The 17,795-nt window shown below is 72.4% G+C and carries 20 protein-coding genes, 1 tRNA gene and 1 pseudogene; 7 read left to right on the top strand and 15 right to left on the bottom strand.

Translation table 11 applies throughout. From position 1 onward, the window contains the following. Window positions 1–32 precede the first annotated feature (32 nt). Window positions 33–1,169, bottom strand: a complete 1,137-nt coding sequence (locus ABD143_RS03915) for an epoxide hydrolase family protein (RefSeq protein WP_343971290.1) — start codon at window positions 1,167–1,169, stop codon at window positions 33–35. Window positions 1,170–1,249: 80 nt separating this feature from the next. On the opposite strand from ABD143_RS03915, the gene ABD143_RS03910 reads away from it, so the two are divergent. Next, the gene (locus ABD143_RS03910; protein ID WP_343971287.1) at window positions 1,250–2,224 is read left to right on the top strand and encodes a helix-turn-helix transcriptional regulator; all 975 of its coding nucleotides are present in this window, start codon (window positions 1,250–1,252) and stop codon (window positions 2,222–2,224) included. A gap of 435 nt (window positions 2,225–2,659) precedes the next feature. Here ABD143_RS03910 and ABD143_RS03905 read toward each other — a convergent pair. From ABD143_RS03905 to ABD143_RS03885, 5 genes are all read right to left on the bottom strand, one after another. Beyond that, window positions 2,660–2,732: transfer RNA gene (locus ABD143_RS03905), tRNA-Ala, on the bottom strand. A gap of 42 nt (window positions 2,733–2,774) precedes the next feature. Next, a complete protein-coding gene (locus ABD143_RS03900; RefSeq protein WP_343971284.1) occupies window positions 2,775–3,683 on the bottom strand; it encodes a hypothetical protein in 909 nt (302 codons plus the stop codon). A gap of 219 nt (window positions 3,684–3,902) precedes the next feature. After that, window positions 3,903–4,568 (bottom strand): GNAT family N-acetyltransferase, encoded by a 666-nt coding sequence (locus tag ABD143_RS03895; protein ID WP_343971281.1) that lies wholly within the window; start codon window positions 4,566–4,568, stop codon window positions 3,903–3,905. Window positions 4,569–4,576: 8 nt separating this feature from the next. Beyond that, window positions 4,577–5,803: a molybdotransferase-like divisome protein Glp gene (glp, locus tag ABD143_RS03890; RefSeq protein WP_343971279.1), complete on the bottom strand. Its 1,227-nt coding sequence runs from the start codon at window positions 5,801–5,803 to the stop codon at window positions 4,577–4,579. 5 nt (window positions 5,804–5,808) lie between these two features. Next, window positions 5,809–6,705 carry a UTP--glucose-1-phosphate uridylyltransferase gene (locus tag ABD143_RS03885; protein WP_343971276.1) on the bottom strand — a complete coding sequence of 299 codons (897 nt, stop codon included), beginning with the start codon at window positions 6,703–6,705 and terminating at the stop codon, window positions 5,809–5,811. Between the two features lie 36 nt (window positions 6,706–6,741). Here ABD143_RS03885 and ABD143_RS03880 point away from each other — a divergent pair, with 36 nt between their 5' ends. Both ABD143_RS03880 and ABD143_RS03875 read left to right on the top strand, forming a co-directional pair. Continuing rightward, on the top strand, window positions 6,742–7,359 hold the full coding sequence (locus ABD143_RS03880; RefSeq protein ID WP_343971274.1) for a 5-formyltetrahydrofolate cyclo-ligase: 618 nt from the start codon (window positions 6,742–6,744) through the stop codon (window positions 7,357–7,359). 12 nt (window positions 7,360–7,371) lie between these two features. Then, window positions 7,372–7,587 (top strand): annotated as a pseudogene (locus ABD143_RS03875) (FmdB family zinc ribbon protein); the annotation flags it as partial. A gap of 14 nt (window positions 7,588–7,601) precedes the next feature. Here the strand turns inward: ABD143_RS03875 and ABD143_RS03870 are convergent. Further along, a complete protein-coding gene (locus tag ABD143_RS03870) occupies window positions 7,602–7,802 on the bottom strand; it encodes a hypothetical protein (protein WP_343971667.1) in 201 nt (66 codons plus the stop codon). Between the two features lie 72 nt (window positions 7,803–7,874). Here ABD143_RS03870 and ABD143_RS03865 point away from each other — a divergent pair, with 72 nt between their 5' ends. Beyond that, on the top strand, window positions 7,875–8,516 hold the full coding sequence (locus ABD143_RS03865) for an SAF domain-containing protein (protein ID WP_343971272.1): 642 nt from the start codon (window positions 7,875–7,877) through the stop codon (window positions 8,514–8,516). A 1-nt stretch (window position 8,517) separates the two neighbouring features. Next, the gene (gene mscL, locus ABD143_RS03860) at window positions 8,518–8,934 is read left to right on the top strand and encodes a large conductance mechanosensitive channel protein MscL (protein WP_343971269.1); all 417 of its coding nucleotides are present in this window, start codon (window positions 8,518–8,520) and stop codon (window positions 8,932–8,934) included. A gap of 24 nt (window positions 8,935–8,958) precedes the next feature. Here mscL and ABD143_RS03855 read toward each other — a convergent pair whose 3' ends face one another. Then, window positions 8,959–9,132 (bottom strand): hypothetical protein, encoded by a 174-nt coding sequence (locus tag ABD143_RS03855; protein ID WP_343971266.1) that lies wholly within the window; start codon window positions 9,130–9,132, stop codon window positions 8,959–8,961. Window positions 9,133–9,166: 34 nt separating this feature from the next. Here ABD143_RS03855 and ABD143_RS03850 point away from each other — a divergent pair, with 34 nt between their 5' ends. Continuing rightward, window positions 9,167–9,529: a hypothetical protein gene (locus tag ABD143_RS03850; RefSeq protein WP_343971263.1), complete on the top strand. Its 363-nt coding sequence runs from the start codon at window positions 9,167–9,169 to the stop codon at window positions 9,527–9,529. Window positions 9,530–9,549: 20 nt separating this feature from the next. On the opposite strand, the gene ABD143_RS03845 is transcribed toward ABD143_RS03850, so the two are convergent. The 6 genes from ABD143_RS03845 to ABD143_RS03820 form a co-directional block, all read right to left on the bottom strand. After that, window positions 9,550–10,038 (bottom strand): MogA/MoaB family molybdenum cofactor biosynthesis protein, encoded by a 489-nt coding sequence (locus ABD143_RS03845; RefSeq protein ID WP_379659805.1) that lies wholly within the window; start codon window positions 10,036–10,038, stop codon window positions 9,550–9,552. A 333-nt stretch (window positions 10,039–10,371) separates the two neighbouring features. Continuing rightward, entirely contained in the window at window positions 10,372–11,829 is a 1,458-nt protein-coding gene (locus ABD143_RS03840) for a S1C family serine protease (protein WP_343971257.1), read from the bottom strand. 102 nt (window positions 11,830–11,931) lie between these two features. After that, on the bottom strand, window positions 11,932–13,377 hold the full coding sequence (locus tag ABD143_RS03835) for a sensor histidine kinase (RefSeq protein WP_379659804.1): 1,446 nt from the start codon (window positions 13,375–13,377) through the stop codon (window positions 11,932–11,934). After that, window positions 13,377–14,075: a response regulator transcription factor gene (locus tag ABD143_RS03830; protein ID WP_343971252.1), complete on the bottom strand. Its 699-nt coding sequence runs from the start codon at window positions 14,073–14,075 to the stop codon at window positions 13,377–13,379. The genes ABD143_RS03835 and ABD143_RS03830 overlap by 1 nt, the downstream gene beginning before the upstream one ends. Window positions 14,076–14,219: 144 nt before the next feature. After that, entirely contained in the window at window positions 14,220–15,044 is an 825-nt protein-coding gene (locus ABD143_RS03825) for an ABC transporter permease (protein WP_343971249.1), read from the bottom strand. A 34-nt stretch (window positions 15,045–15,078) separates the two neighbouring features. Further along, entirely contained in the window at window positions 15,079–16,020 is a 942-nt protein-coding gene (locus tag ABD143_RS03820) for an ATP-binding cassette domain-containing protein (protein WP_343971246.1), read from the bottom strand. A 111-nt stretch (window positions 16,021–16,131) separates the two neighbouring features. On the opposite strand from ABD143_RS03820, the gene ABD143_RS03815 reads away from it, so the two are divergent. After that, window positions 16,132–16,884, top strand: a complete 753-nt coding sequence (locus tag ABD143_RS03815; protein ID WP_343971243.1) for a TetR/AcrR family transcriptional regulator — start codon at window positions 16,132–16,134, stop codon at window positions 16,882–16,884. Between the two features lies 1 nt (window position 16,885). Here the strand turns inward: ABD143_RS03815 and ABD143_RS03810 are convergent, their stop codons facing one another. After that, complete coding sequence (locus ABD143_RS03810) at window positions 16,886–17,617, bottom strand: SIR2 family NAD-dependent protein deacylase (protein ID WP_343971240.1); 732 nt, start codon at window positions 17,615–17,617, stop codon at window positions 16,886–16,888. Window positions 17,618–17,795 lie beyond the last annotated feature (178 nt).

Raw genomic sequence — 17,795 nt, 5'->3', positions numbered from 1 at the left:
GGTGACGGGCTCCCGCTGCGTCAGGACCCTCGTCAGGAACGGCGGCCGGCGTAGAAGGCACGGATCTCCTCGACGAGGTCGTCCGGCACCTCCATGGCCGCGAAGTGGCCGCCGCGCGGGCGCTCGGTCCAGGAGACGATGTCGGTGTTGTCGCGCTCGGCGAACGGCCGCATCGAGCGGAAGTCGTCGGCGAAGACCGTCACCCCGATCGGACCGTTGTTCACCACCGGGGCCGACGACCGCTCCGCGAAGTGGTAGCGCACCACGGTCGCGGAGGTGTTGGTCAGCCAGTACAGCGTCACCTGCGTCAGCACCTGGTCACGGCTGACCAGGCTCGTTCCGTTGCCGAAGTTCTCGAACAGCTCGTTGTAGGCGAGCTGGCCGACCGGCGAGTCCGACAGCGCCGCGGCGATCGTCTGCGGCCGCGCGGCGTTCATCAGGGCGTAGCCGTTGACGGTCTGGAACCAGCCCGCGAATTCCAGCGCCGCGTAGTCGTCCGGCGTCATGCGCTCGAACTCCGCAGGGTCACCCGAGGGGAAGGAGAACAGCTGGAGCACGTGGGCGCCGAGGAACCCGGGCGGGTTCAGGATCGCCAGCTCGCGCGAGACCATCGCCCCGCCGTCGCTGCCGTGCGCGGCGTAGGAGTCGTACCCGAGCCCCCGCATCAGGGCGTCCCAGGTCCGCGCGACCCGAGCCATCGTCCACTTGCCCTCGGACAGGGGCGTGCTGAACCCGAAGCCGGGCAGGGTGGGGACCACCACGTGGAACGCGTCCTCGGCCCGACCGCCGTGGGCCTCGGGGTCGGTGAGCGGGCCGATCACGTCGAGGAAGTCGACGAACGAGCCGGGGTAGGTGTGCGTGAGCACGATCGGCGTTGCGTTCTCGACTGCTGAGCGCACGTGGATGAAGTGGACGGTCTGGCCGTCCACTTCGGTGTGGAACTGCGGAAAGCGGTTCATCCGCTCCTCCTGCGCGCGCCAGTCGAACGAGGTGCGCCAGTACTCGACCATGTCCCGCAGGTAGCCGACCGGGGTGCCGTACTTCCAGTCGTCGCCGGGGGCCGGGGTCGCGAACCGGGTGATCTCGAGCCGGTGCTGCAGGTCGTCGAGGTCGGCCTGCGGGATCGAGACCTCGAAGGGGCGAACTGAGAGCGTCTGCGTGCTGGTCATGATGGCTACGCTATGAGGAGTACCGGCACGGTTCGTTCCTGTACTTTCACCGATTTCGCCGTCTATTTCTGGGTGGGCACGTGCTCGAGACCTCCGGCCGGCTGCTCGCCCTGCTCGGTCTGCTCCAGACCCCTGGCACGTGGGCCGGCGCGGACCTGGCCGCCCGGCTCGGCGTCGGGGAGCGGACGGTGCGCAAGGACGTCGAGCGGCTGCGGAAGTTGGGCTACCCGATCGACACGATCCGCGGTCCCGCGGGCGGTTACCGGCTCGGCGACCACGGCAGGCTCCCGCCGCTCCTCCTCGACGACGACGAGGCCGTCGCCGTGGCGGTCGGGCTGCAGGCCGCCGCCGTCACCGCCGTTCGCGGTGTGGAGCAGGCCAGGGTGCAGGCCCTCGCGAAACTCGAACACGTGCTGCCCGCCCGGCTGCGCCGCCGCGTCCGCGCGCTGCACGACAGCACGTCCACCGGTCCTGTGAACACCGGCACGAATGTCGACGATCCTCCGGTCGACCCCGACCTGCTCGCCGACCTGGCTGTCGCGATCCGCGACCACGCGGGCGTCCGCTTCTCCTACCGCGACGGCGAGCCGGTGGAGGTGGAGCCCTACCGACTGGTGAGCTGGCAGCAGCGCTGGTACCTCGTGGGCCGGGAGCGCCGCTCACGGGAGTGGCACAGCTACCGCGCCGACTGGATGCGATTGCGGTTGCCCGGCGGCGCCCGGTTCCTCCCCCAGCCGCTCGAAGGCGGCGACTACACCGCGTTCGTCCTGCGGCAGGTGGCGTTCACGGGGTGGTCCGTCCACGCCCGGATCGAGGTCGACGCGCCGGCCGCCGAGGTGCTGGCGCGGATCAACCCGACGGTCGGGGTCGTCGAGACGGTCGACGACACCCACAGCGTGCTCGTCACCGGTGGTGACAGCCTGGAGATCGTCGCGGTATGGGTCGGGATGCTGGGCCTCGACTTCCACGTCACCGACCCACCGGAACTCGTCGAGCACATCCGGACGCTGGCGGAGCGCTACACGCGCGCCCTTCCGGCGGCGGCCGACGGCTGAGGGGGCTAGGCGAGCCGTGAGATGAACACCAGATCCCGAGATCCAAGCTCGAACAGCCCTCACGTCCATCTCACGGGTTCGCGGCGCGTATTTGTGTGCAGAGCCTGCGGCACGCGGGGGCAAAGCCCGGGTTCCACAATCACCGCGGCCGCGCGAACCCAACGCGACCAAGGCGGGGGGTTCGGGGGGCGAAGCCCCGCCGAGCGGGGTGTGGGGGCTGCGCCCCCACAAGACATGCGGAACGAGAAAGGCTCATGCTCTCCATGAGTGAGCCACCGACGGAGGACCACTCGAACCCCGCCAACCCAACGCAACCACAAGCCGGGGGTCCGGGGGCGGAGCCCGCCGGGCGGGGTGTGGGGGCTGCGCCCCCACAAAACACGACGAGCGAGACCGGCGAGCGCTCTCCGCGAGCACACCTCGCCCAAGAGCGAGTGGAGCTGAGGGGAATCGAACCCCTGACCTACTCGATGCGAACGAGTCGCGCTACCAACTGCGCCACAGCCCCGCGCCCGGCCTCGCGGTCGGACGAGACGACCTTATCAGGGGGTCATTCGCCGGCCGCACGGCGGTAGTCGGGGTTGCCCGCGTCGTCGAGGTCGAACAGCTCGAGGTCGTCCTCCTCGACCTCCACCAGCGCCGTTCCGGCCGGCAGGGCCGGGGGTGGGGCCGGGAGAAGGCGGGGCAGCGCCCGTTCGCCCTCGACAGGATCGGCCTTGCGGCTTCCGCTCGCCGGCAGGGGTTCGCCCGTGCCGCTGACTCGTTCGGGCTCCTCGTCGAGGAGGTCCTCGCCGTCGTCGCCCGTCGAGTTGGCGGCATCGTCCTTCGCGGAATTAGGAGCGGCCGGTTCGCCGCGGGTCTCCTCGCGACCGCGGCGGGCCCACTCGTCGAGTTCCGGGTCCTCCGCGGCGGACTGGCGGCGGGTGCCGGCCATGCGCGCTGCCCGGCGTTCCCGGATCGCCTCCTCGAGACGCACCTGGCGACGCAGGTAGACGAGGTAGCCGACGAGGACGAGGTCGACGGCTGCGTGCGGCCACCACATGCCCGGGACGGCGACGCCCGCCACGACGCCGGTGACGAGTGCGACGATCAGCATGCTCAGTACGACGCGCTGGCGGAACGCGTAGCGAGCGCGCGCGGCCAGTGCTGCGGCCTCGGGATCGAAGCCGCCGCGGCCGGGGCGGTAGCGGGGCGGCGGGCGCTCCCACCGCTGCTCGTCGTCGGTCTCGTCGGTCTCGTCGGCCCAGCCGGACCGGTCGTCCGCCTCGTCGTCCTTCACGTCCACCTCCAGCTCGCGACCCCCGACCGGGCGTGGGCGCTGCCGCGGCCGCTCCAGCACCCGCCCGGAGAGCGCGGCCATGCTGGGCCGTGCCACTTCCTGCCGGTGCCGTGCCACCGCCGGAACGAGGATCAGCAGCCAGAGCACCACCAGGCTCGCGAAGATCATCGAGCTCGGCACGGCTGCCTCCTCCCCCACGGCGCAGGCCGGGTGCGACTCGGTTCCCCGGCCGGAATCGCCCCCGGGCGATAACGGTAGTCAGCGAGGCGGTGACCCCCGCGTAGCGACGCGCCGTGGCTCCGAGGTTCACTCGTGCGCAGCACGTGTCCGGTGTGGCAGTTGGGACCCCGGTGGGGGTTGAGCGGCCCACATTTGAACACGGAGCGTACTCAATGTTGATCAGACGCGCTCCGCTAGTCCCGCCGCGACGAGGCGACCGGCTAGGCCGGACGGACGCACCTCCTCGGTCGTCAGGGCGTAACAGAAATGGTCCCGCCAGGCGCCGTTGACGTCGAGGTAGCGCCGGAACAGCCCCTCCTCCCGGAACCCCAGCTTCTCCAGCACGCGAAGGCTCGGGCCGTTCTCGGGCCGGACGGTCGCCTCCATCCGGTGCAGGCCCACGCGGCTGAAACAGTGGTCGACGACGAGCGCCACGGCAGCGGTGATCACGCCACCGCCGGTGACCGTGGAGTCCACCCAGTAGCCGACGTACGCCGAGAGCAGCGGCTCCCGCACCACGTTGCCGATCATGACGTGCCCCACGAAGCGCCCGTCGAGTGTCACGGCGAAGGGCAGCGCGACCCCGCGCCGCGCGGCGCTGCGCAACTGCAGCCACCGCCCCGGCCACTCGGCTGCGGCATGCCGTTGCGCCCAGCCGCCGGGCAGGGTCGGCTCCCACGGCGCGAGGTGGTCCTCGTCGCGGATGCGGATCTCCGACCAGGCACTGGCGTCGCGGAGCCGCACCGGCCGCAGCGCGACCACCCCGGCCGGGACGCGCAGCGGCCCCAGCTGGGCCGGCCAGCCGGGATGACGCCCGGAGAACCGCCCCGGGTAGGCGTGCGCCACGGCGGCGGTCAGGCTGGAGCGGGCAGGAACGCGACGCTCACGAGCTCGTCCACTGTGGCCTCCGTGACGTCCTCGGGCAGCATGATCAGTCCGTTCGCCTCGGTCACCGACGACAGCAGGTGGGTTCCGGACGTGCCGAGCGGCTGCACGAGATAGTCCCCGGTCGCCTGTTCACGCAGCAGCCTCCCCCGCAAGTAGCCACGGCGACCCAAGAGGGATGTGACGGGCGAGGTGAGCCGGGCGGGGACGAGCCGGCGGTACGGGTCGGGGCGCCCGATCGCGAGCCTCAGTAGGGGGCGCACCATGACCTCGAAGAGCAGCAGGGCCGTCGCCGGGTACGACGGGAACAGGAAAGTGGGGACGCTGTCGGGCCCGAGCCGTCCGAACGCCTGGGTGGAGCCGGGGTGCATCGCGACGCGTGTGGTGTCGAGGTCGCCGAGCTCGCCCAGCGCGGCGTGCACCTCGGCTCCGGCGTTGCCACTGACCGCCCCGCACACGACGATCACGTCGCTGAACGGGAGCCGGTCCTGCATCGCGGCGGTCACGTCGCGGGCGTCGCACCGCACGAGCGCGGCCCGCGCGGTCTCCGCCCCCGCCTCCCGCGCCGCGGCGGTGAGCGCGTGCGAGCACACGTCGGCCACCTGGCCGGCACCGGGCGTGCGGGCCAGATCGACGAGCTCGTCGCCCACGGAGATCACCGAGACCCGCGGCTTCGGGTGCACGAGCACCTTGTCGCGTCCGGCCGCGGCGAGCAGCGCGACCTGAGCGGCGCCGATCACGGCGTCGCGGCGTACCGCGACGTCGCCGGGCTGCACGTCTTCGCCGATACGGCGGACGAAAGCCGCCGACGGCACCCCCCGGTGCACGCAGAGTCGGGCGGTGCCGCCATCGGTGTTCGCGATCGGGACGACGGCGTCGGCCAGCGTGGGCAGCGGTGCCCCCGCCATGACGCGGACCGCCTGGCCGGGCTGCAGGCGCAGCGGCTGCCGGGATCCGGCCGGGATCTCCCCGACCACGGGGAGTGACACCGGCTCGGCTTCCGACGCGCCGTGGAGGTCGACGCTCCGGACCGCGTACCCGTCGATCGCCGCCTGGTCGAAGCCAGGCAGCGGGCGCGAGGACACGACCTCTTCGGCGCAGCGCAGGCCGTGCGCCTCGGAGATCGCGACCCGCACAGGTGCGGGCCGGACAGCGGTGGCCATGATCCGCTCGAGCTGCTCGTCGACCGATCGCACCGCTGTCAGCCGTTCAGGCGAGCGGCCAACCAGGCACGCAGGTCAGGGCCGTAGTCCGGGTCGTCGAGGGCGAAGTCGACGTACGCGCGGACGTAGCCGCCGGGGTTGCCGAGGTCGTGGCGTCCGCCGCGATGCACGACGACGTGCACGGGGTGGCCTTCGGAGATCAGCAGCGCGACGGCGTCGGTGAGCTGCAGCTCGCCGCCCGAGCCGGGGGTGATGCGATCGAGCGCGTCGAAGATCGCCCGGTCCAGCAGGTAGCGCCCGGCGGCGGCGAGTGTGGACGGCGCCTCCTCGGGGGCGGGCTTCTCGACCATCCCGTGCACCTGCTTGACGTCGTCGTCATCGGTGTCGGAGACGGTGAACACGCCGTAGGCGGAGATCTCCGAACGCGGGACGTCGAAAGCACACAGCACGCTACCGCCGTGCCGCTCGCGGACCGCCGCCATCTTCGTGAGCACGCCGGTGGGCAGCACGAGGTCGTCGGGCAGGAGGACGGCGAAGGCCTCCTCGTCGGGGCCGATGGCCTCGCGGGCGCAGCCGACCGCGTGCCCGAGGCCCTTCGGCTCGTCCTGGGTGACGGTCCGGACGTCGATCAGGTCGTGGGCCCTGCGCACCTTCTGGACGAGCGAGTCCTTGCCGCGGGCCTTCAGCTCTGCCTCCAGCTCGGAGGAGTCGGCGAAGTGGGCGGCGATGGCGTCCTTGCCGGGCGAGGTGACGATCAGGAGCTGCTGCGCGCCCGCTTCGGCCGCCTCCGCCGCCACCATCTCGATCCCCGGCGTCGCGATCACCGGGAGGAGCTCTTTCGGCACCGTTTTGGTGGCTGGCAGGAACCGGGTGCCCAGCCCTGCGGCCGGTACCACGGCGGAGCGGAATGTCGGGGCGCGCGCAGGCTCGCTCATGGTCGGCGATGCTAACGGCGCCGGTAGCGTTGGCGCGTGACGGGACGCGCGAACGGGACAGGTCGGGCGGTGCGCGCCGAGAAGGCCCGGTGGCGGGCCCGGCTCACCGCCGCGCGGCTCGCGATCCCCGCGACCGAACGGGCCCGCCGAGCTGAGGCTCTCGCCTCCTCGGCCGTGCGCCTCGCCGCCGTGACGGGCGGACCGGTGTGCGCGTACCTGCCCGTCGGGTCGGAGCCCGGCTCCCCCGGGCTCGTGGCGGCGCTGCACGCCGCGGGCCACGAGGTGCTTCTGCCCGTGGTGCCCGCCGACCCGGGCCCCCTCGACTGGGCTCGGTACACGGGCCCGGAGGGGCTGGCGGCCGGCCCCCTCGGGCTCCGCGAGCCGACCGCAGAACGGCTGGGCGTGGCCGCGATCGCCCGGGCCCGGCTCGTGCTCGTGCCCGCGCTCGCCGCCGACCGGGAGGGCCGCAGGCTCGGCCGGGGCGGCGGCTACTACGACCGGACGCTCCCCCTGACCGCCGCCGAGGTGCCGCTCGTGGTGCTGCTCAACGACGATGAACTGGTGGACGAGCTGCCCGCCGAGCCACACGATCGGCGGGTGACGGCGGCACTACTGGCCGACGCCGGTCACATCCCGCTGAGGAACAACAGCTGACTCCTCCGGGTTATGCTGGCACTCAGTGCGTTCGAGTGCCAGCGCGCCCGACTGCCAACTCGTACGAGTGTGCCTCCGGAGGGACACGTGCCGACCTACCAGTACGCCTGCCGAGCCTGCGACCACAGGTTCGAGGCAGTGCAGTCTTTCACCGATGCTTCGCTGACGGAGTGCCCGGCATGCTCGGGCCCCCTGCGCAAGGTCTTCAACTCGGTGGGAATCGTGTTCAAGGGCAGCGGCTTCTACCGCACCGACAGCCGCTCCGGCGGGGGCGGCGTGGCGAGCGAGAGCGCCAAGAGCGAGTCGAAGAGCGAGAGCTCCTCCGCCGGCAAGGACTCCTCGTCGGGCAACGGCTCGTCGTCGAGCAGCTCCTCCGACGGCTCTTCGAGCACTTCTACCAGCAGCGCCCCGGCCGCAGCCGCTTCCTGACCGGAGTTATCCACATCCCGGGGTGACCATCCACAGGTTCGCGATCCGCCCTGTTACCCGGGCGGCGCGGTCCTAGCGTCGAGAGCATGACCCGCTCCCCGATCGCGCCCCGCCTGCACCACCGTGCCGCCGCCCTGCTCACCACTCCCGGGTGGCGCCGGGTGGCGATGCTGCGCCGTGCCGCGGCCGGGCTGCTCTGCCTGCTCGCCTTGCTGCTGGCGCTCGTGCCCCGAGCAGGCCCGGCCGGCGCAGCTGTGGTGGTGGCCGCGGCCGATCTCCCAGCGGGCGCCACCGTGCGGGCGGCCGACCTCACCGTCCGGAGGTGGCCGGCCGAACTCGTGCCGGTCGGCGCGCTCCCGGACGCGCAGGCCGCCGACGGGCGGGTGCTCGTCGGGGCGGCGCGGGCGGGCGAGCCGATCACCGACGTCCGGCTTGTCGGCGCCGGGCCCGGGCCGCCGGGCTCCGGTGGGGCGGCCGTGCCGGTCCGGCTGGCCGACGCCGGGGTGGCACTTCTTCTCACGCCCGGCCGCCGGGTCGACGTCGTGACGGTCGGCGCCAGCACCGACGAACCGGTGGTGCTCGCGGCGGGGGCGGAGGTGCTCGCGGTGCTGCCCGAGGACCAGGAGGCGGTGTCCGGCCGGCTCGTGCTGGTCGCGCTGGCGCCCGCCGTGGCCGCACGGGTGGCCGCCGCGTCGCTTGCCGATCAGGTGGCCGTTACCCTCCGCTAGCGTGATCAAGGGCTTCAAGGACTTCGTCCTTCGCGGCAACGTCGTGGATCTAGCGGTCGCCGTCGTCGTCGGCGCCGCGTTCAGCAGCATCGTGACCTCGTTCACGAGCCACATACTCCAGCCGCTCATCAACGTCGTGACGCCACCGAGCAGCCCTGGCTTCGGCGTCGAGCTCGTCGCGGGAAGGGAGAACACCTACATCGACTTCGCCGCGCTCATCACGGCAGCGATCAACTTCCTGATCGTGGCGGCAGTCGTGTACTTCCTCATCGTCTTCCCGCTCAACACGCTCAAGGAGCGGCGCAGGCGGGGTGAAGAGCCGGGGCCGGCGGAGCCGACCGACGTGGAGCTGCTCGCGGAGATCCGCGACCTGCTCCGCGCCCAGCAGGAGCACCCCGGAACGGGCCAGAACCGCTAGTCGGCTCGTTCGCCGCCGGCACGATCAATGGTCTGGGCGGTCGTGGTGCGGCGGTCGGTTCGCCACGAGGTCCGCGTCGGCGTCAGCGCGGGCGTCGCCGGGGTCCCGGTCGTCGCGCTCGTCGTTCGTGGTCGCTGGGAGCACGTCGCCGAACACCTCATCCAGCCGCTTGCGCACCCGATCGGAGATTTCGTCCACGCCACCATCCTGCACCGGTGCGACGATGGGGCCTATGGGACTCACTGAGAAGGCCAAGGCACTCACCGACACCGCGTTGCAGAAGGCCGAGGAGCTATCGGCGACGGCACGAGAGAAGGCGCCCGAAGTCATCGACAAGGCCGCTGACGTCACGGTGAAGGCCGTCGACGCGACGGCGTCCGGGATCGACCGGGCCACCGGCGGTCGATTCCACGACAAGCTGGAGGGCGCAGCGGCGAAGCTGGACGGGAGCCTCGACCGCCCCCGCTCGCACTACGGCACGTCCGGACTCGTCGACCCCGAGCCATCCACAGCCACCCCGAAGACGACGCCACCAACACGTCCGACGGCCGGCGGCACGACCGGGGCGACCGGCCCGGACACCCCGAAGCCGTAGCCCTACCGACTCGGGCCGGCTCAGTCGAGGCCCGACAGCTCCGCGATCACGTGGGAGACGAGCGGGGTGAGCGTGGCCATCCCGTCTCGCACAGCGGCGCGGGACGGGGCCAGGTTCACCACGAGCGTGCTGCCCGACACGCCGACGAGCCCCCGGGAGAGCCCCGCGTCCATCGCCCCGGCAGCCAGCCCGGAGGCGCGGATGGCCTCGGCGATGCCCGGGATCGGGCGGTCGAGCACACCGGCCGTGGCGTCGGCGGTGACGTCACGCGGTGAGACACCGGTGCCGCCGACGGTCACGACGAGGTCGACGCCGCCGATCACAGCTGTGTTGAGCGCGTTGCGAATCGCCACCGGGTCGCCCGGCACCAGCACCACCCCGTCGACAACGAGCCGGGCCTCCTCCAGCAGCTCGGTGACGAGCGGCCCAATGACGTCCTCGCGCTCGCCGTGGCTCACGCGGTCGTCGACGATCACGACGAGGGCTCGGCCGATCTGCGGGGGCGCCATCTCCATGGCGCTCACCGTAGCGGGGCGCCTCTCGACGATCAGGAACGGCTCGGCCAAACGCCGAACGCGTCCCGGCCACAGCGCACGCCCCTGCGAGCGCGCATCCTGATCACCGGGGCACGGGGTGGTCGGACGGGCGGGGCCGCGCCGGCGCTGGGAGGGGGTACCGGCGCCGACGCGACCGATGCCGCGGGAGTGGGGCACCACAACCGGGACCACTGCACCAGACCAGACCGGCCAGCGTCCCGTCAACCGCAACCTCCGACGCAGTCACCCTCGGAGCCGTGACGGCGCCCTCATGATCGATCAGGTTGCCGTCGGATCGACGATCCGTCAGTTGGGCGCGGCGGTGAGGGTGGCGTTGACCTTGCGATCGGCCAGCTCGATCTCGACCACCTCACCCGGGGCCCGGGACCCGACAGCGGCCTGCAGGTCGGTGCCGGTGCTGATCCGCTGGTCTCCGAAGCGCAGAACGAGGTCGCCCTCCCGAATGCCGGCCTGCGCGGCCGCGCCGTCGGGCAGAACAGTGCGGATCAATGCCCCCGCGCGCTGGGGGTCATCGGCCACGGTCACGCCGAGCACGGCACGCGAGGCGCGGCCCGTGCGTTCCAGCTCCCCGGCCACCCGCCGGGCCTGGTTGATCGGGATCGAGAACCCGACGCCGATCGAGCCGCCCTGCGCGCCGGTGGTGGCGATGGCGGAGTTGATGCCGACTACCCGGCCTTCCATGTCCACGAGCGGCCCACCGGAGTTCCCCGGGTTGATGGCGGCGTCAGTCTGGAGGGCGTTGAGCACCGTGGGCGCGTTGGCGCCCTGCTGCTCGCCCACACTCACGGCGCGGTCGACCGCGCTGATGATCCCCGTGGTGACGGTGCCGCCGAGGCCGAGCGGGGACCCGAACGCCACCACTGGCTGGCCCACGCGCACGGAGTCGGAGTTGCCGAGCTCGACGGGAGCCAGCCCGGACACGTTCTGCGCCCGCAGCACCGCGAGGTCCGAGCTGGGGTCCCGGCCCACGATCTCGGCGGGAGCGGTGCTGCCGTCCTGGAACACGGCGGTGACTCTCCCGACGCCCGCCGCGGGTTCAACGACGTGGTTGTTCGTGAGCAGCAGCCCGTCGTTGCTCAGCACCATCGCCGAGCCTTCGCCCGACGAACCCGCGCCCTCCACGCGTAGCTGCACCACGCTCGGCAGCACGCGCGCGGCAACGGCCTCTACCGGTCCCTGCGGCGCGGACGCCGCATCGATCGCCGGCAGCGGGTTCTCGAGCACCCCCACCGACCCGCCGCCGCGGTTTCCGGCTGCGAGCGAGTAGCCCATCAGCCCGCCGACGACGCCGGCGAGCAGCACCGCGATCAGCCCGAAAGCGAGGAGCCGCGCACGCGACGCCCGCGGCTCCGGCCGGGGGTCGAACGCAAACTGCCGTGCGGAGTCCGGCGGCCCGGGCCACCCCGGGGCCCCGCCCGGCGGGCCGTGCGAACCGGCCATCCAGCCGGTGTGCCGGCTCCCGCCGTGCCCCGACTGCGGGCCGGGCGCGTAGGCCTGCGCGGCGAACTCGGGCGGACCGAGCCGAGCCGTGCTGTACCCAGCCGGGTCGTGTTGGGCCGCGTCGTGGTGGGCGGGTCCGGGACGAGCCGGTCCGAAAAACCCGGCCCGCTCGTCCCAGCGCTGGTCAGGGCCGGTGCGGGCGCTGACGACGGGCTGTGCCCACGGGCTGCGCTCCCCGGCCGGTGGCACACCTTCCGCCGGTCCCTTGGGGATATCGTCGTGCTCGGGGCTGTCGTTCACCATGCCATCTCACCAGGTTCCCATCGGGACCCTGCCCACCATAGAAGCCGCCGGCTCCGCCCGCCGACCGTCTGAACAACTTGTGGGTGACGTCGGCACCCCGTCTCAGAACCGGTGGGGTCGGCCGGGAAGCCGCATCGCCAGCAGAGCGCCGCCCTCTGGGGCGCGCCCGGCCCACACGGCGCCGCCATGGCGCACCGCGACCTGGCGAACGATCGCGAGACCCAACCCGGATCCCGGCATGGTGCGGGACGTGGCCGAGCGGTAGAAGCGGTCGAACACCCTCGGTAGGTCCTCGGCGGCGATCCCCGGCCCCTCGTCCGCGACCTCCAGCACGATCGACCATTCGTCGAGCGGCCGCAGCTGCACCCGGACCTTGCCGCCCGGCGGGCTCCACTTCGCGGCGTTGTCGAGCAGGTTGAGCACCGCCCGCTCCAGCGCCGTTGCGTCCCCGACGAGTCTCCAGGGCACGAGCACCGGCGCGAACTCGACGTCTCCCGCCCGCCGACGCGCCCGTTCCAGGGCCCGCATCACGACGTCGGTGAGTTCGAGCGGCTCGTGCACGACCATCGGCGGGTCGTCGCGGGCCAGTTCGACGAGGTCCCCGACCAGCGTCGACAACTCCGCCACCTGCGCCTGCACGTCGTCGAGGATCTCCGAGCGCTCCGACTCCGGCAGGGTCGGGGCCCCGGGCCTGCTCGCCGCGGCGAGCAGCTCCAGGTTCGTGCGCATCGACGTCAGCGGTGTGCGCAGCTCGTGCCCGGCGTCGGCGACGAGCCTGCGCTGCTGTTCCTGGGACGCGGCCAACGCACCGAGCATCTCGTTGAAGCTGCGGGTGAGCCTGGCCAGCTCGTCGGTGCCGTCCACGGGGATCGGACGGAACTCGCCGGTGGCCGCGACCCGCTCGGTGGCCGCTGTCAGCCGTTCGATGGGCCGCAGGCCGGCACGCGCGATGAGGACACCCGCTAACGCGGCCAGCACGACCCCGATCCCGCCGACGACGGGCAGGGCGACACCCAGCTTGGTGAGCACCTGCTGCGTGGCGTCCAGCCGCTGCGCGATCACGAGCGCCTGTCCCGGCCCCGCCCGCACGGCCACCACCCGGTACTGCACGCCGTCCTGAGTGGCGGTGCGCGTAGAGGAGGTTTCCTGGCCCTTCGCCACAGCCAGCTCATCGGGGCCGAGCGGGGGCGCCGACGCCGCACCCTCCGCGGAGATCGCCTGATTGTTCGCGAGCAACAAGGCTAGCCGGATGTCGCCCGCGCCGAGCACGCCAGTGGGGATCGTCGCGAGCTGCTGAGGGTCGGCCAGTTGGCTCTGGGCCGCCGCCGAGGCCCGTTGCAGCAAGTTGCTGTCGAGCGTCTGCAGGATGTTGGCGCGCACCGTCACGAAGGCGGAGATCGAGACCAACACGACGGCGAGCCCCGCCACGAGCGCGGCGAGCAGCCCGAAGCGGGTGCGTAGCGAGACGTGGTCGAGCGCCGCGATCCGTGGAATCGACCCGTCCGGCCTTCCCTCGCGCGGCGGCGATGCTGCGCCGGGCCGATGGATCACGGCGGGGTGTCGCGTAGCACGTACCCCACGCCGCGCACGGTGTGGATCAGGCGGTTCTCGCCCTCCGCCTCGGTCTTGCGCCGCAGGTAGCCGATGTACACCTCGAGCGCGTTGCCGGTGGTCGGGAAGTCATACCCCCACACCTGATCAAGGATCTGAGCCCTAGTGAGGACCCGGCGCGGGTGCGCGAGCAACAGCTCGAGCAGCGAGAACTCGGTGCGGGTCAGGCTGATCGGGCGATCGCCGCGGCGCACCTCGCGTGTGTCCGGGTCGAGCGAGAGGTCGGCGAACTCGAGTGGCTTGCTCTCCCCCGCGGCGGCCGCGATGTCGTCGGGGGTGCGGCGGCGCAGCAGCGCCCGCAGCCGGGCGAGCAGCTCCTCCAATGCGAACGGCTTGGGCAGGTAGTCGTCGGCGCCGGCGTCCAGCCCGGCCACCCGGTCCGAAACCGCGTCCCGGGCGGTGAGCACGAGGATCGGCAGCTCATCGCCCGCAGCGCGCATCCGGCGGCACACCTCCAGGCCGTCGAGCCGCGGCATCATCACGTCGAGCACCATGGCGTCTGGCCGCTGTGTGAGCACGGCGTCGAGCGCCGCCTGCCCGTCGTTCGCCAGCTCCACCTGGTAGCCGTTGAACGCGAGCGAGCGGCGCAGCGACTCCCGGACCGACCGGTCGTCGTCGACGACTAGGATGCGCATGCGGCTAGTGTGACCTCGACGTCTGAGACGCGCCTGAGAGGCCGATGCACACCACCTGAGTGTGGCGAGCGCGACCCCTGACCCGCGGAAACGACGAGCTGAACGCGGGACGGCGGCTCCCCCCGCTCGCCCCGCGGGTTGATCTCAGCGGCTCGTGCGGCTCCGGTACAGGCGCACCGCGACGACGAACGCGACCACCAGAACCCCGACCGTCCAGGCGAGCGCCGCCCCACCCCGGTCGATCGGTGTGCCGGTGAGCAGCCCGCGGACCGTCTCGATCACGGGCGTGATCGGTTGGTGCTCGCTCAGCGGGCGCAGGAACGCCGGCATCGTGTCCGTCGGGACGAACGCGCTGCTCAGGTAGGGCACGAAGAGCATCACGAACCCGAACAGGCCCGCTGACTCCACGCTCTTCGAGACCGCCCCGAACGCCGCGGCGAGCCACGTCAGCCCCAGCACGTAGAGCAGCACCAGCCCGCCGAAGAGCAGCCACTCGCCGAAGGTCGCGTTCGGCCGGAAGCCCATCCCGACGGCGGCGAGGACGACGATCGCCGTCGCGACGGCGTTGCGCGCGACGCTCGCCGTGACATGCCCGACCAGCACGGCCGAGCTGCGGATCGGGAGCGAGCGGAGCCGGTCGATCATCCCGCTCGTCATGTCGTCGGCCACCGACATCGCCGTCGACGACGCCCCGTAGCCGGTGCACAGGATGATGATTCCCGGCACGACATAGTTGATGTACTCGGTGCCGGTGGAGATGGCGCCCCCGAACACGAAGACGAACATCGCCATCATCAGCAGGGGCAGCACCACCGACATCACCATCGTGTCGGCGTTTCGCCTGGTCAACCGGATGCTGCGGCCAATCAGCGTCATCGCGTCGCTGATCGCGTTCGTGACGCCGCCGTGGCGCACGGACGCCGGCCGGAGCGGGGGAACCGTGGTGGGCGTCGAGGCGGTTGTGGTCATGTCATCCCTCCGGACGTTCGGTCTGGGTTGCGGATCAGGCGGGAACGGGCGCGTCCGCCGGGTGGGCGGTCAGCGCGATGAAGACGTCGTCGAGAGTCGGGCGGTGCGAGCTCACACGGGCAACCGGCACCGCTGCGGCGCGCAACTGGTCCAGCAACCGGTGCAGGTGCTCGGCCGTGCCGTCGGACGCGACACCCAGCTCGAGCCGCTCCGGCGCGGCGACAGCGCCGTCCCCACCGATGAGGCCGGTCGCCCGGCTCAGCGCGTGCGCGTCGGGGAACCTCAGCACCACGCGCTCCCCGCCCACCTGGGCCTTGAGCGCGTCGGCCGTGCCGGCCGCGGCCACCTTCCCCCGGTCGATCAGGACGATCCGGTCGGCGAGCCGGTCGGCCTCTTCCAGGTACTGCGTGGTCAGCAGGATCGTGGTGCCACCGCGAACGAGCTCGGTGATCGCGTCCCACATCGTCGTGCGGCTGGTCGGGTCGAGCCCCGTGGTCGGCTCGTCGAGGAAGATCACGCGCGGGGCTGCGACCAGGCTCATCGCGAGGTCGAGGCGGCGGCGCATGCCACCGGAGTACGTCCGGACGCGCCGCGGGCCCGCGTCCACGAGGTCGAAGCGCTCCAGCAGCTCGTCGGCGCGCCGAACCGCACCGCGCCTGCCCAGGTGCATCAGCCGCCCGGCCATCACGAGGTTCTCGCGCCCGGTCTGCTCGGCGTCCACAGCGGAGTACTGACCGGTGAGGCTGATCGCCGCGCGCACCTCGTCGGCCTCGCGCACGACGTCGTGCCCGGCCACCCGCGCGCTCCCGCCGTCGGGCCGGGTCAGCGTGCTGAGCACGCGGATCGTCGTGGTCTTCCCGGCGCCGTTCGGCCCGAGCAGCGCGACGACCTCACCCTCGCGCACCGCCAGGTCGATCCCGTCCAGCACCGCGGTCGACCCGTAGACCTTCCGCAGCCCGCTCGTCTCGACAATCATGCCCTCATCCCCTCACTGCGTATGCGATACGCTTAATAGCGTAGCTCATACGCAGTCAGGAGTTGAAGCGGTCTTCCTAGACTGGCTCCGGGTACGACGGAGAGGGCGGGGATGGCCGACGAGACGGAGCTACCGGACGACGTCGCCCTGCTGTGGGGAATGCGCGATGCCCCGCGTCGCGGGCCGAAGGCGACGCTCACGGCCGACGACATCACCCGCGCCGCCATTGCCGTCGCGGACGCCGACGGGCTGGGCGCGGTCTCGATGGCCAGGGTCGCCTCGGAGCTCGGCAACTCCACGATGGCGCTCTACCGGCACGTGCGGAGCAAGGACGAACTGCTCGCGCTGATGGCCGACGCCGCCTTCGAGAGCCCGCCGGAGTTGCCGGCCGACGCGGACTGGCGCAGCGGCCTGATGCTCTGGGCGCGGCACAACCTGGCCGCCGCGCGGCGGCACCCGTGGTTCGCGCAGCTCCCGATCGGCGCGCCGCCGATCGGCCCGACGAGCCTCGCCTGGTTCGACAGCGCACTCGGCGCGCTCTCCGGCTCCGGCCTGAGCGAACCCGAGAAGGTCGGCGTGGTGATGGCGATGCTCACCTACGTGCACGGCGAGATCCGGCTGCGCACCTCGCTCAGCGCGGCCTACGCGGCGAACCCCGAGGCGTTCGGCCCGCGGTACGGGGAGCTGCTCAAGCGGCTGGTCGACCCGCGTCGCCTGCCTGCGCTCAGCGCCGTCGTCGAGGCAGGGGTGTTCGACCAGGACACCCTGTACGAGGAAGAGGAGGCCAAGGAGGAGTTCGAGTTCGGCTTCTCCCTCTTCCTCGACGGAGTGGAGCAGTTCATCGCGGCGCGGAGCCGCGAGTAGGTCAGCTGGCCGCCCACTCCACGAGCACATCCTGGGCGTCGCCGACCACGCGGGCATGGAAGGCCGGGTCCGCGTTGCCGTCGGGGTAGAGGTCGACGTTCACGCAGAGGGCGCCCGCTTCCCGGGCCGCCGGCGCGAGCCACGACGCCGGCGCGACCCGCCCCGACGTGCCGATCGCGAGGAAGAGATCACACTCGGACGCGAGCCGCCGCGCCTGCTCCAGCGCCTCCGGGTCGAGCATCTCCCCGAACAGGATCACCGACGGCCGAGCCGGCTCAGTGCATTGCGTGCACTGCGGCGGATCGACCCGCTTCGCCTCCTCGGCCGACCCCGTCCACCCACAGAACGCGTCGTCGAGACAACGGGCCCGACCCGCCGACCCGTGGATCTCCACGACGTCGACCGACCCTGCCGCCTGGTGCAGCCCGTCCACGTTCTGCGTGATCACCGACGCCCCGGCGGCCGCGAGGGCCCGGTGCGCCGGCGTGGGCCCGGACCGGGCCGCGACATCCCACATGCCACCCCACACCGACCACAGCGCGTCGACATTGCCGGGCAGGAGCTGGACGTGCATCGCCCGCTCCATCTCCGGCGTCATCGTCCACCGGCCGTCCGGGCCGCGGAACGTGCCGAGCCCGGCGGCGACGCTGATCCCGGCGCCGGTGAGCGCGCAGATCTTGCTGAACCTCTCCCGCGGGGCGACCTCGGCGAGAGACGAAACGTCTTGCTTCACAACACGATCCAAGCACCCGATCGGGTGATCGACCAGCGGTGGCAGCCCCGGCCAGGCTCGGCGCGTGGTGCCGAACGCCCCGGTGATCGCCAAGCGCGGACCGAAGGCGCCGGCCGGTGTTGTCTCGGCGAATGTGGGCACTCGCACGCCTCGCGCTCCGATCTTGGGTGGCCGCGCT

Origin of the sequence: Pseudonocardia aurantiaca (assembly GCF_039526725.1) — a bacterium.
Lineage (GTDB): Bacteria > Actinomycetota > Actinomycetes > Mycobacteriales > Pseudonocardiaceae > Pseudonocardia > Pseudonocardia aurantiaca.
The sequence above is the reverse complement of the archived record's forward strand: the minus strand, read 5'-3'. Positions and strand labels throughout refer to the sequence as shown.